Here is a 13,036-nt window from a genome sequence, read left to right as displayed (position 1 = left end):
ACCATCAGAACGGGTTGCCGCGATGCGCCTCAACATCTCCGCCTGGGCGATCCGTAAGCCGATCGGCCCGCTGGTCCTGTTTCTCGTCCTGATCGTGCTCGGCCTTGTCAGCTTCCGGGGGCTGCCGGTCACGCGGATGCCCAATATCGACGTTCCCATCGTTTCCGTGGCGATCACGCAGTCGGGGGCGGCGCCTTCCGAACTGCAGACCCAGGTCACGAAGTGGGTCGAGGATTCGATTGCCGGCGTGCGCGGGGTGAAGCACATCACCTCGGCCATCACCGAGGGCTCGTCCGTGACCACGGTCGAGTTTCGCCTCGAGGTGAACACCGACCGCGCCGTCAACGACGTGAAGGACGCGATCTCCAAGATTCGCATCAACCTGCCCCGTACCATCGACGAGCCGGTGATCAGCCGCGTGGAGATCGCGGGCCTGCCGATCCTGATCTACGGTGTGAAGGCGCCGGCCATGACCCCAGCCGAGCTGTCCTGGTTGGTAGAGGACAAGATCGCCCGCACGCTCCAGGGGGTGAAGGGCGTGGGCGGCGTCGAGCGCGTGGGCGGCGTCGCCCGCGAGATTCGGGTTGTGCTCCAGCCTGACCGGCTCCTGGCGCTCGGCATCACCGCTGCGGAGGTCAACCGCCAGCTGCGCCTCACCTCTGCCGACATGGCGGGCGGGCGCGGCGAGGTCGGCGGGCGCGAGCAGTCGATCCGGACGCTGGCCGCCTCCCGCACCATGCGCGATCTCAAGGCGACCTCCATCGTCCTCGCCGGCGGCCGCAAGGTGCGTCTCGACGATCTCGCCCTGGTGCAGGACGCCATTGAGGAGCCGCGCACCTTCGCCCGCTTCAACGGAGAGCCGGTGGTGGCCTTCGCGGTGTCGCGCGGCTCGGGCGCCAGCGACGCCGAAGTGGCGGCGGGCGTCGAGAAGCGGATCGCGGAGTTCCGCCGGACCTATCCAGACCTTGAGTTCGAGACGATCGATTCCTCGGTCTCGGCCACCATCGGCAGCTACGATTCCGCCATGCACACGCTGATCGAAGGTGCCGTGCTTGCCGTCATCGTGGTGTTCCTGTTCCTGCGCGACTGGCGCGCCACCCTCATCGCCGCCGTCGCCCTGCCGCTGTCGGTCTTCCCGACCTTCTGGGCCATGGACGCCATGGGGTTCACCCTCAACGGCATCAGCCTTCTTGCCATCACCCTGGTCACCGGCATCCTCGTGGACGACGCCATCGTCGAGATCGAGAACATCGTTCGGCACATGCGGATGGGGAAATCCGCCTATCGCGCCGCCCTCGAAGGCGCCGACGAGATCGGGCTCGCTGTCATCGCCATCACCGCGACACTCATCGCGGTGTTCGCCCCGGTCTCCTTCATGGGCGGCATCGCCGGCCGCTACTTCATGCAGTTCGGGCTCACCATTGCCGTCTCGGTGTTCATGTCGCTGCTGGTGGCGCGGCTGATCACGCCTATGCTCGCCGCCTACTTCCTGCGCGACCACGGCCACCACGATGAGCGTGAGGGATGGGTGATGCGCGCCTATGGCCGGCTGGTGGGCTGGTCCGTGCGCCACCGGGTGATCACGCTGATCGTCGGCCTCGCACTCTTTGCGGCGTCGCTGGCCTCTACTGGACTGCTGCCCTCGGGCTTCGTGCCGAAGCAGGACAACGCCCGAACCCTCTTCATGGTCGAACTCGCCCCCGGCGCCCGGCTGCCCGACACGATCGCCGTGTCCGACCGCCTCGTCGCCCGCATTCGCTCCCTGCCGGAAGTCACCTCGGTCTTCGTCGATGGCGGCCGCCAGGTCGGCGGCAAGAAGGAGACGCGGCTCGCCACCCTCATCGTTAACCTCACCCCGAAGAACAGCCGCGCGAAGAAGCAGGCGGCCGTGGAGACCGACATTTCCGCTCTTATCGCCGAGGAGCCCGATATCCGCTCCTGGTTCCTGCGCGATTCCGGCCAGCGCGACCTCGCCCTGGTGGTCGGTGGCCCCGATGCCGAGGTGGTGGCCGAGGTGGCCGCCCGGCTGCAGCGCGACATGGCGGCGATCCCCCACCTCGTCTCGGTGATGTCCACCGCTCCCCTCAACCGCACGGAGGTCCGGATCCGCCCCAAGGAGGGCTCGGCCGCCGATCTGGGCGTTTCCACCGACACCATCGCCGAGACGGTGCGGGTCGGCACCATCGGCGACATCGGTCTGAATCTCGCCAAGTTCAACGCCGCCGACCGCCAGATTCCGATTCGGGTTCAATTGCCCGAGAGCGCGCGGGGCGCGGTCTCGCGCCTGGAGAATCTTAAGGTTCCGGCCAAGAACGGTACCGCGGTGCCCCTCGCCGCCGTGGCCGACATCGAGCTCGACCAGGGCCCCGGCGCCATCGAGCGCTACGACCGCGTGATCCGTGTGGCGGTGGAGGCCAACATGGAGGGGTCGGACGCCCTGGGCTCCCTCATCGCCCAGGCCCTGGAGACGCCGACCGCGAAGTCGCTGCCGCCGGGCGTCACCATCCGCCAGACCGGCGATGCCGAGATCATGGGCGAGGTGTTCTCGGGCTTCCTCCTCGCCATGGGGGCCGGGATCATGATGGTCTACGCCGTGCTGGTGCTGCTGTTCGGCAACTTCCTGCAACCGCTCACCATCCTGTTCTCCTTGCCCCTCTCCATCGGGGGGGCGATCCTCGGCCTCCTCATCCTTAACATGCCGATCTCGATGCCCGTGGTCATCGGTATCCTGATGCTGATGGGACTGGTGACGAAGAATGCAATCATGCTCGTGGATTTCGCCGTCGAGGAGATGGCGCGGGGCGTCGATCGGGTCACCGCCATCGTCGATGCCGGCCGCAAGCGTGCGCGCCCCATCGTGATGACAACCATCGCCATGGCCGCCGGGATGGTGCCTTCGGCGTTGGCGCTCGGTGTCGGTGGCGAATTCCGCGCGCCGATGGCGGTGGCGGTGATCTCCGGTCTCATCGTCTCGACCCTGCTGTCCCTTGTCTTCGTGCCGGCCGTATTCCTGCTGATGGACAGCCTCGGCGCGCTCATCGGGCGCCTGTTCGGTCGCTTCGTCGGTGCTCGCGACGAGGCGGTACCCGACCCTGCCCCGAGCGTTGGCCACTGACGCGGCGGAGCCCGGATCAGGAACTTTCCCGAACCCTCCGTCCCGCGAGGTCTCCGGCCTGCGGATCGCGGGACATTTGGAAGCACATTTCGCGCGCCCTCGCCTATAGTTCGGCTTGTCAACACGTCTATCGGCCCGTTGCCGACGCGAGGGCGAAATGAAGAGCCTCAACCCCAAGCACAGTCGTTGCCGCCATGCGTGTCTCGCCGATCTCGGCGGCGCTCATCATGGGACGAGTCTGACGAATAAGGTTGATGGTCATGGGTTATCACGACACGCGATTTGAGGCGTTTGGGTCCGGCCCCGCATGGGTTGTCGGCGGCGCCATCGCGCCGAGGCACTTTCGCCGCGCTTATGGCAGGGCGGCGGTGGCGGCTGCCATTGAGAACGGGCTGATGCCCGAGGAGCTGTCCGAAGTGCTGGGCGGCCGCCGTGTCGTCGAGGCCTTCCCGGTCGATGGCGGCGAGAGCGTCTCCGACTACGCCCACCGGGCGGTGGCCGAGATGATGGTCGCCTATCTCAGTTACGCCCCGGCCTGACCGGCCGCCGGCTTCCCGGACATTCTACGATCCATGAAGGCGGGCCGCTCGCGGCCCTGGAGACGACCATGACCGACGACCTGCTGTCCCGACGCTGCCTGCTGAGAGCGGGCGCCACCGTCGCGGCCGCCCTGCCCCTCGGCCTCACCGCGACGGCGGGGCGTGCCTGGGTTCCCGGCCCTGCCGCGCCCTTCGATCCCGGTCCCCTCTGCGCGCCGGCGGCGGCCACCGAGGCATGGAGCGGCCCGCTCCGGCCCATCAAGCTCGCCTGGAACGCCAACGCCGTCTGCACGGCCGCCGCTCCCGTCGCCAAGGAGCGCGGAATCTTCGCCGCCCACGGGCTCGACGTGGAGTTCATCAATTTCGGCGGGTCCACGGAGGCCCTGCTGGAGGCCATCGCCACCGGCAAGGCCGATGCCGGAATCGGCATGGCCCTGCGCTGGCTGAAGCCCCTGGAACAGGGGTTCGACGTCAAGATCACCGCCGGCCTCCATGGCGGCTGCCTGAGGCTGCTCGGCGCGAAATCCGCCGGCATCACCGACATCGCGTCCCTGAAGGGCAAGACCATCGCCATCAGCGACCATGCCAGCCCGGCCAAGAACTTCTTCGCCCTGCTCCTGTCCGATGCCGGCATCGATCCCGACCGGGAGGTGGAGTGGCGGCAATACCCGGCCGATCTCCTCAACCTCGCCGTGGAGAAGGGCGAGGCCCAGGCCCTGGCCGATGCCGACCCGCGTACCTTCATCTGGCTCAAGGACCCCCGCTTCACGGAAGTCGCCACCAATCTGACGGGCATTTTCGCCACGCGCTCCTGCTGCGTCGTGGCCCTGCGCGGCAGCCTGATCCGCAACGACCGGGCGGTCGCCACCGCCCTCACCCGCGCCATCCTCGAGGGCGGCCATCGCGTCGCAACCGATCCGCTGGACGCCGCCGGCATCTTCTCGAATTACGGCGGCAAGGGCTCTGTGGAGGATCTGGCAGCGATGCTGCGCAGCCATACCCACGATCACCGGCCCGTGGGCGTCACCCTCAAGCAGGAGATCGCCCTCTACGGCGACGAGTTGAAGCGCGTGAACGTGATCCGCCGCTCCACCGACACGGCGAAGTTCGCCGACCGTGTCTACGCCGACGTCCTGAGCTGAGGGGCATCCATGTCGAGTTCATTGACGGGCGCGTTCGGCGGCGGCTTCCGCCGGGCGGCCGATGCGGATGCCACGGTATCCAGCCGCTCCGCATGGCGGACCCGTCTCGCGGCCGTGTGGTGGGTCGGCTTCTTCGCCGGTTCCTTCTGGCTCGCCCTCGCGGGCCTGACCCTCGGTCTGCCAGAGAACGGCGACTTTCCCTATTCCGCCACGTTCGGCCATGGCGCCGGACTGATCGGTGCGGCCTTGCTTCTGGCGAGCCCCTTTCTCCCCGCCCTCGGCCGGGTCGGAGCCCGCCTGCGCCATTGGGGACCGTGGATCGTCGCCCTCGCCATCGTCTTTGCCGTCTGGGAACTGGTGACGGCCAAGTTCGAATGGCTGCCGATGCCGTTCTTCCCACCGCCCCAGGCGATCCTCGAAGTCTTCGCCGAGGATTGGCCGAAGCTGGGCGGCAGCATCGTCAATTCGCTGATCCTGCTGTCGGGCGGCTACGTGATCGGGGCCGCCGTCGGTTTCGTCCTCGGTGTGGCAGTGGGGTGGTCGCGGACGGCCGGGTACTGGGTCCATCCGGTTTTGCGCTTCGTCGGGCCGCTGCCGGCCACCGCATGGCTGCCGCTGGCCTTCTTCGTGTTCCCTTCCTCCTGGTCGGCGAGCACCTTTCTCGTGGCTCTGGCGACGGGTTTCCCGATGACGGTGCTGACCTGGTCCGGGATCGCGGCGGCCAACAAGTCCTATTACGATGTTGCCCGCACGCTCGGCGCCTCGCAGAGCTTCCTCATCCGCAAGGTCGCGATCCCGGCCGCCCTGCCCCACGTCTTCGTCGGGCTGTTCATGGGGCTCGGCGCTTCCTTCGCGGTTCTCGTCGTGGCCGAGATGCTGGGCGTGAAATCCGGCCTTGGCTGGTACCTGCAATGGGCGCAAGGGTGGGCGGCCTATGCCAACATGTACGCTGCCCTCATCGCCATGGCGCTGATGTGCTCGACGCTGATCACCTTGCTGTTCCGTCTGCGCGACCGCGTCCTCTCCTGGCAGAAGGGCCTCGTCCAATGGTAGCGGCCCCCCTCGAAGCACCGGCCGGCGCCTCCGCCATCGACCGGGGCGGAGCTCTGACCGTCAGGCGCGTCTCCCATGCCTTCGACATCGGCGGCACGCGCCTGCCCGTCCTCGACGACATCGACCTGACCATTGCGCCGGGTTCCTTCGTCGCCTTGCTCGGCCCCTCGGGCTGCGGGAAGTCGACGCTGCTGCGCCTCGCCGCCGGCCTCGAACCGCCGGAATCCGGTACCCTCGCCCTCGACGGGGAGACGATCGCCGGCCCCGATCCGGAACGGCTTCTCGTGTTCCAGGACCCGACGCTCTATCCTTGGTGCACGGTGCGGGGGAATGTCTCCTTGGGCCTGGAGGCGCGCGGGCTGCTGCGCCGCCATCGGCATCGCATCGACGAGGCGCTGGACCTCGTCGGGCTCGCCGACTTCGCCGAGGCCTATCCCCACCAGCTCTCCGGCGGCATGGCCCAGCGCACGGCGCTCGCCCGGGCCCTGGTCAACGATCCGCGCCTGCTCCTCCTCGACGAGCCCCTGGGCAAGCTCGACGCTCTCACGCGCCTCGCCATGCAGGGCGAACTGGTCCGGCTCTGGCAGGAAAGCCGCTTCACGGCGCTCCTCGTCACCCATGATGTCGAGGAAGCCCTCATCCTCGCTCAGCGGGTGATCGTGCTGAGTGACCGGCCGGCCCGGATCAGGACCGAGATCGCGGTGGATGCCCCCTATCCCCGCCGCCGCGACGACCCGAAGCTCCTGAGCCTGCGCACTGAGATCCTCGGTATCCTCGGGGAGAAATGACCGCCATCCGAGGGGGCGAACGACCGCCATCGGACGGGGTCAACATGCGCCATCCGACGGGCTTTACTCCAAAGCGGACGATCCGCCGGATCCTGCGTGTTTCGCGCTCGAAACCGGCCTGGATTCACGCGGGCGGAGGGTTGTCGGAGCCACAGGTCGAGAACGGGGAGGAATGCCCCCGCCCTCTTATGGATGACGCCCTCGTCCACCCCATCGTCTCGCACTCGGTACAGTGTGCGACAAACTGGGGACAGATCGTGAATCGCGGGAGCCGAGTCGCGTCGGTCCACGTTTGCCGACTCCCGACACCAATGATGGGCAGCGCACTCCCCGATGGCAAAACGCCGGACTAGGACGTCTCCCGACAGCGCCTCCGAAGAGGTCGTCGCTCCCCTCGTTCCCATCGGCGCCCTGGCCGTGGCGCTCCTCGACCTCGTGGCCCTGAACAAGCCCCTGATCCACATGGTGCGCGAAACGCACCGGCAAGACGCCATCGCGGCCATCCTGCGCGCCCTGGCTCCCGATCGCAGCGTCGCGATTTACCCGGAATGGGATTGCCTCCCCTTCGACCGGACCTCGCCGTCGCGCGGCGTCATGGGGCAGCGCACGGGCGTGTTGCGCTGGCTCACGGATGCCGCCGCCCTCCCCGATATCGTCCTGACGACCGCCCCCGCCCTGATCCAGCGGGTTCCACCGCCCGAGACATGGGCGGAGGCCCATCTCGAGATCCGCGTCGGCGACGATTTCGACCCCAAGGCGATTACCGCGACGTTGCAGCGCCTCGGCTACATCCTGGACGACCGGGTCGACGAGCCCGGCGAGGTGGCGGTCTGGGGGCGAACGGTGGACGTGTTCCCCGCCGCCGCGCCGCGCCCCTGCCGGATCGAGCACGAGGATGGCCGCGTCATCGCGATCCGGTCCTACGATCCGGTCTCCCAGCGCTCCCTGGCGGAGGCCGAGCGATTGGTCATCGACCCGGCCACGGAGATCCTTCTGCCGGAGGGATCGGAGAACCAGTTGCGGCCCTTCACCGGTCAGGAGCACCAGCTTCCCCGCTTCTACCCTACGCTCACGACGGTGCTGGACTACGTCCCGGATGCCCGCCTCGTGGTCGAGACCGGCGCCGATCAGCGCGCCGCCGCCTTCTTCGAGCAGATCGCCGAAGGGCGCGATGCCGGCGACCGGAACCGTGACCTCGGCGACCTCTATCTCGACCCTCGGAGTTGGGCCTCCCTCCAGGAGACGCGACGGGTCGCCACCGCGTCGGCGGACGAATCCGAGGATGTCGCAATTCCGGCGTTCGTGCGGAAAGCCCGTCCCAATGCGGCCCTCGCCGAGACCCTGCGCCGGCACCTCGAAAGCGGCGAGCGCATCCTGCTGACGGGACCGGAGGAGCCACTCGGTCGCCTGATCCGCGTTGCCGAGCGTGTGTTGGGTCGCAAGGCACGACGGGTGACGAATTGGGCTGAGGTTACCCGTGCCGGGCCCGGAGCGATCCTGGCGCTTGCCGCTCCCATCGAGGCGGGGTTCAGGGTTCCGGGACAGGGTGTCTGCGTCATTGCGGCCGCCGACCTGTTCGGGAGCCGCGCCGCCGCTGCGGCTGAGGGGGAGCCGACGGCGAGCCTTCCCATCGGCGAGGTCGAATTGCGCATCGGCGATGTGGCGGTCGATCGCGACAACGGTCTGTGCGTCTTTGAGGGATTGGAGCATGTCGAGACCGGAGCGGAAGGCGGCGAGGACGCCCTGCGTCTGCGTTTTGCCGGAAACGCGATTCTGATGGTCCCGGTCTCCCAGGCCGACCGGATCTGGCGCTACGGCTCGGAGGCCGAGGCGGTGACCCTCGACAAGCTCGAAGGCGGGTCCTGGGGGCGTCGGCGTCTCGAAGCCGAGGCCTGCATGGCCAAGGCGGCCCGCATGATGCTCGCCGATGCCGAGGCACGCCGGGAGGTCAAGGCGCCGGTTCTGTCACCCCCGGTCCGGGAGATGGAGCGCTTTGCCGCCGGTTTCGGATTCAACCTCACCGCCGATCAGGCGCGCGCCGTGAACGGGGTGATGGGCGATCTCGCCTCGGGGCGGCCGATGGATCGGCTCGTCTGCGGCGATGTCGGCTTCGGCAAGACCGAGGTGGCCCTGCGTGCCGCCGCCGCCGCGATCTTCGCCGGTCGCCAGGTGGCGGTGGTGGCGCCCACCACCGTGCTGGCTCGCCAGCATGTGCAGACCTTTACCCGGCGTTTCGCCCGCTTCGGCATCGAGGTCGCCCATCTCTCTCGCCTCGTCACGCCGGCCGAGGCGAAGCGCGTGAAAGCGGGGCTCGCCGACGGCAGCATCCGCCTCGTCATCGGCACCCATTGCCTCACCGCCAAGGGCGTCGGTTTCGCCGACCTCGGCCTCGTGGTCATCGACGAGGAGCAGCGCTTCGGGACCAAGATGAAGCAGGCGCTCCGCAACACGGCGGGGGACGGTCACGTCCTCACGCTCACGGCGACGCCGATCCCCCGCACCCTGCAATCCGCCCTCGTCGGACTGCAATCCCTCAGCGTCATTGCCACGCCGCCCGCGGTGCGCCAGCCCATCCGTACGGTGATTGCGCCGTTCGACGCAGATGGCCTGCGGGACGCGCTCCTGCGCGAGCATCGACGGGGCGGACAGAGCTTCGTCGTCTGCCCGCGGATCGAGGATATCGGCCCCATGGCGGAGCGTCTCGCCAAGCTCGTCCCCGACCTGCGCACGATGATCGCCCATGGCGAGCTCAAGGCGGCGGACATGGACGACGTGATGGTGCGCTTCGCCGATGGCGAGGGCGACGTGCTGCTGGCGACCAGCATCATCGAGAGCGGCCTCGACGTGCCCCGCGCCAACACGATGCTGGTCTGGGATGCGGAGCGTTTCGGTCTGTCGCAGCTGCACCAGCTGCGGGGCCGGGTCGGTCGCGGCCAACGCCGGGGCGTCGTCTACCTGCTTCACCAGCCGGAGAAGCCTCTCAGCCCGGCGACGGAGAAGCGGCTGCGCACGTTGGAAGCCCTCGATCGGCTCGGTGCCGGTTTCGCCATCAGCGCCCGCGACCTCGACCTGCGCGGGGCCGGCGATCTCGTGGGCGAAAACCAGGCCGGCCATGTGAAGCTGATCGGGCTCGGCCTGTATCAGCACCTTCTGCATCTCGCCCTGAGGGCCGCGAAGGGCGAGACCGCCGAGGATTGGACCCCCGAGATCCGGATCGGTCTCTCCGGCGGCGTGCCTGCGGATTACGTGCCGGAGCCGGAAGTGCGCCTGAGCCTCTATACGCGGCTCCTGCGCCTGACGACCGCCGACGAGGTCGAGGCGCTACGCCACGAGGTTGCGGACCGGTTCGGGCCACCGCCGGAGGCGTTCGAGGCCCTCGTCACCCTGGCCCGGCTCCGGGTCGGTTGCCGCACGCTCGGAATCGCCCGGTTGAGCGGAGGACCTCAAGGTCTGGCGGCGGATTTCCGTGCCAATGCCCCGCCGATCCTGCTGCCGGTCAACGCGCATATCGAGCGCCGCGACCGCCGCGTGCTCCTGCGGGCGCAGTGCGAGGATGCCGTCGAGCGCGGCCATCTTGGCGCCCGCCTCCTCGAACGCCTGCAGGAGGCCAGCGCCCGGCGCCCGGCCAAGGAGGGAAGGAGCGGATCCTCGCCGATGCGGAAGGCCGGGTGAGATCGGGGGGCTCGGACGGGAAGGCGTCATCGCTTGCCCCGAGGCGTCTGAAGGAGGACGCCTCGGGGCAAGCTGCGGCGGATCATTCTCGCCGGGCCACGTCGTGACGACGATGGTGGGGCCGGGCGAGGCCGAGATTCTCGCGGAGCGTGGTCCCCTCGTACTCCGTGCGGAACAGTCCGCGCCGCTGCAATTCGGGGATCACCAGCGTGGCGAAATCGTCGAGCCCGCCGGGTAGCGTCGGGGGCATGATGTTGAACCCGTCGGCGCCATAAGCTTCGAACCGCTCCTGAAGGGCGTCGGCGATCCGGGCGGGTGTTCCGATGAGGGTCCAGTGGCCCCGAGCGCCGGCGATGCGCAGGTAGAGCTCGCGGATGGTCAGGCCTTCGCGCCGGGCGATGGTGACGAGGAGATCCTGCCGGCTCTTGCCGCCCTCCGTCCCGTTGGCCGGCGGAACCGGCGCATCGTCGGAATAGCCGGAGAGGTCGAGCCCCGCGAGCTGTTCCAGGAGCGAGCGGCCGACGACGGGGTGGATCAGCTCCTGCAACGCGCCGTACTTGTCCTCGGCCTCAGCCATCGTGCGGCCCACCACCGGAAAAGCGCCCGGCAGGATCTTGAGTGAGTCGGGCTCGCGGCCGTGCCGGCCGAGCCGGCCCTTCACGTCGGCGTAGAACGCGGTCGCATCGTCCAGGGTCGCCTGGGCGGTAAAGATCACCTCGGCGGTCCGGGCCGCCAATGCCTTGCCGGCCTCCGAGGAGCCCGCCTGCACGACGACCGGATGGCCCTGGGGCGGACGGGGCACGTTGAGCGGGCCGCGCACGGAGAAATGCTCGCCCTCATGCCCAAGCACGTGCAGCTTGGCCGGATCGAAGAAGCGCCCTTCCTCGCGGTCGCGGACGAAGGCGTCGTCCTCGAACGTGTCCCAGAGGCCGGCGACCACATCCACGAATTCCTCGGCGCGGGCGTAGCGGCTCGCATGGGCGAGATGGCTGTCGCGGCTGAAATTGTAGGCCTCGCGCGGGTCCGCCGAGGTGACGAGGTTCCAGCCCGCCCGGCCACCGCTGAGATGGTCGAGGGAGGCGAACTTGCGCGCTACGTGGAACGGCTCGTTGTAGGTGGTGGAGGCGGTGGCCACGAGGCCGATGCGCTCTGTCACCGCCGAGAGATGGGAGAGCAGGGTCAGCGGCTCGAACTGTCCGACGTAACGGATCGCCGTGCGGCTCAGGGCGTCGATGTCGTCGCCGCGGATGCTGACCCCGTCGGCGAGGAAGATCAGGTCGAACTTCGCCGCCTCGGCCACCTTGGCGAGGCGGCGGTAATGGGCGGGATCGATCCCCGCATCCGCCTGCGACGAGGGGTGCCGCCACGCCGCGACGTGGTGCCCGCCCGGATAGAGGAAGGCACCGAGGCGCATCGTGTCCCGGCGACGTGACATGGGTCTGTCCTTGATCTCTCGTTGCAATGGGCTTGCTTGGCAGGGGGCGCTTCAGGCCGAGCCGACCCGGTATTGGCGCGGCGGGGCGGTACCGTTCACCGCGAAATCGCCCACCGCCCTGTCGCGGTAGATCCGGGGATTGTGCGAGGCGATGGTGCGGGCGTTGCGCCAGTGCCGGTCGAGGCCGAGACCGCTTTTCACCGCCGAGGCGCCGAGCGCATCGAACAGGGTCGTGGTGGCCTCCAGAACGAGATTGGTCACCACCGTCACCGCCTGGTTCACCTCGATGTCGGCGATACCCGCCGCATGGTCCGCCGCTTCTCCCGTGCGGTGACTATCGTAGGTCCGCTGCAGGGCCTCCGCCGCCTTGAGGACGATGGCGCCGGCCGCATAAGCCGCGCCGCGCACGCGCCCCACCACCTGCTGCACTTGGGGATCGTCGCCGGCCCGGCCGCCATTGCCGTGGCTGTAGACCCGTTTGCGCTCGGCCACGAGCCGCGACACGTCGATGGCGGCCGAACGGCCGATGCCGGCCAAAGTCGCCAGATGGACGAGCTGGAAGAACCCCATCGCGTAGGGGAAACGCTCCGGATCGGGCTTGATGAGCTCCGGTCCGATGAGGACGTCCGTGAAGATCGCCGTGCCGCTCGCGGTGAGCGACTGGCCGAAACCGTCCCAATCGTCGACGATCTTCACACCCGGCGCCCGCACCGGCACGGCCGCCACCAGGGACGCGCCCGCCTCGTCCTGGGCCGAGACATGGATCCAGTCGGCGAAGAGCGAGCCGGTGGTGTAGAATTTCCGGCCGTTGAGCAGCCATTGCCCGCCCTGCCGCCGCAGGACCGTATCGAACTGCCCGACCTTGGCCTCGCCCGTCTCGGACACGCCGCTGCCGACGGTCTGGCGATCGCCGATCCGGCCGGTCCAGCGCGCCCGCCATTCCGGCGACGACGAGCACAGCATGTCCTCCGTGAAGCCGAAATGTGCGCGCAGGGCGTTGGTGACGTTGGGATCCGCCTCCGACAACTCGATGAGGAGGTTGAACAAGTCGGGCAGGCTCGCGCCGTGGCCGCCCTCTTCGCGTGTAAGGCGCAGGGTGGTGAAGCCCGCCTGTTTCAGCCAGTCGATCTCGTCATGGGGGAGCGTGTGCGCGAGATCGCGGGCGATGGCGGTGTCGCGGATGCGCGCGAAGACCGGCCGGAACCCGGCCGCGAGCGCCTCGTAGCCCGCGCTCGGTCCCGCGCCCCATCCCGCTTCCGTCTGAGACATTCGACCGATCCCGTGCCTGTGAT

The 13,036-nt window shown here is 68.8% G+C and carries 8 protein-coding genes; 6 read left to right on the top strand and 2 right to left on the bottom strand.

Annotation, left to right across the window (positions count from 1 at the left end; genetic code table 11):
- The first annotated feature begins 22 nt into the window (after window positions 1-22).
- The 6 genes from ASF26_RS10730 (at window position 23) to ASF26_RS10705 (ending at window position 10,309) form a co-directional block, all read left to right on the top strand.
- Window positions 23-3,115 (top strand): efflux RND transporter permease subunit, encoded by a 3,093-nt coding sequence (locus ASF26_RS10730; RefSeq protein WP_056253185.1) that lies wholly within the window; start codon window positions 23-25, stop codon window positions 3,113-3,115.
- Between the two features lie 254 nt (window positions 3,116-3,369).
- A complete protein-coding gene (locus ASF26_RS10725) occupies window positions 3,370-3,654 on the top strand; it encodes a hypothetical protein (RefSeq protein ID WP_244475893.1) in 285 nt (94 codons plus the stop codon).
- Window positions 3,655-3,722: 68 nt separating this feature from the next.
- Window positions 3,723-4,796 carry an ABC transporter substrate-binding protein gene (locus tag ASF26_RS10720; RefSeq protein WP_056253183.1) on the top strand — a complete coding sequence of 358 codons (1,074 nt, stop codon included), beginning with the start codon at window positions 3,723-3,725 and terminating at the stop codon, window positions 4,794-4,796.
- 9 nt (window positions 4,797-4,805) lie between these two features.
- On the top strand, window positions 4,806-5,849 hold the full coding sequence (locus ASF26_RS10715; RefSeq protein WP_156462944.1) for an ABC transporter permease: 1,044 nt from the start codon (window positions 4,806-4,808) through the stop codon (window positions 5,847-5,849).
- Complete coding sequence (locus ASF26_RS10710) at window positions 5,843-6,637, top strand: ABC transporter ATP-binding protein (RefSeq protein ID WP_056253178.1); 795 nt, start codon at window positions 5,843-5,845, stop codon at window positions 6,635-6,637. Before ASF26_RS10715 ends, ASF26_RS10710 begins: the two co-directional genes overlap by 7 nt.
- Window positions 6,638-6,970: 333 nt before the next feature.
- Window positions 6,971-10,309 (top strand): DEAD/DEAH box helicase, encoded by a 3,339-nt coding sequence (locus tag ASF26_RS10705; protein ID WP_056253176.1) that lies wholly within the window; start codon window positions 6,971-6,973, stop codon window positions 10,307-10,309.
- 82 nt (window positions 10,310-10,391) lie between these two features.
- Here ASF26_RS10705 and ASF26_RS10700 read toward each other — a convergent pair whose 3' ends face one another.
- Window positions 10,392-11,744, bottom strand: a complete 1,353-nt coding sequence (locus ASF26_RS10700; protein WP_056253173.1) for an LLM class flavin-dependent oxidoreductase — start codon at window positions 11,742-11,744, stop codon at window positions 10,392-10,394.
- A gap of 51 nt (window positions 11,745-11,795) precedes the next feature.
- Window positions 11,796-13,013 carry an acyl-CoA dehydrogenase family protein gene (locus tag ASF26_RS10695; RefSeq protein ID WP_056253170.1) on the bottom strand — a complete coding sequence of 406 codons (1,218 nt, stop codon included), beginning with the start codon at window positions 13,011-13,013 and terminating at the stop codon, window positions 11,796-11,798.
- Window positions 13,014-13,036 lie beyond the last annotated feature (23 nt).

Source organism: Methylobacterium sp. Leaf93 (assembly GCF_001422345.1).
GTDB lineage: Bacteria > Pseudomonadota > Alphaproteobacteria > Rhizobiales > Beijerinckiaceae > Methylobacterium > Methylobacterium bullatum.
This window is presented reverse-complemented; position numbering and strand designations above follow the sequence as displayed.

Excerpts from the sequence above, each read along its gene's own strand:
- ASF26_RS10730 (WP_056253185.1), top strand. The coding sequence starts at position 23 with ATGCGCCTCAACATCTCCGCCTGGGCGATCCGTAAGCCGATCGGCCCG.
- ASF26_RS10715 (WP_156462944.1), top strand. The coding sequence starts at position 4,806 with ATGTCGAGTTCATTGACGGGCGCGTTCGGCGGCGGCTTCCGCCGGGCG.
- ASF26_RS10695 (WP_056253170.1), bottom strand. The coding sequence starts at position 13,013 with ATGTCTCAGACGGAAGCGGGATGGGGCGCGGGACCGAGCGCGGGCTAC.
- ASF26_RS10705 (WP_056253176.1), top strand. The coding sequence starts at position 6,971 with ATGGCAAAACGCCGGACTAGGACGTCTCCCGACAGCGCCTCCGAAGAG.
- ASF26_RS10710 (WP_056253178.1), top strand. The coding sequence starts at position 5,843 with ATGGTAGCGGCCCCCCTCGAAGCACCGGCCGGCGCCTCCGCCATCGAC.
- ASF26_RS10700 (WP_056253173.1), bottom strand. The coding sequence starts at position 11,744 with ATGTCACGTCGCCGGGACACGATGCGCCTCGGTGCCTTCCTCTATCCG.
- ASF26_RS10725 (WP_244475893.1), top strand. The coding sequence starts at position 3,370 with ATGGTCATGGGTTATCACGACACGCGATTTGAGGCGTTTGGGTCCGGC.
- ASF26_RS10720 (WP_056253183.1), top strand. The coding sequence starts at position 3,723 with ATGACCGACGACCTGCTGTCCCGACGCTGCCTGCTGAGAGCGGGCGCC.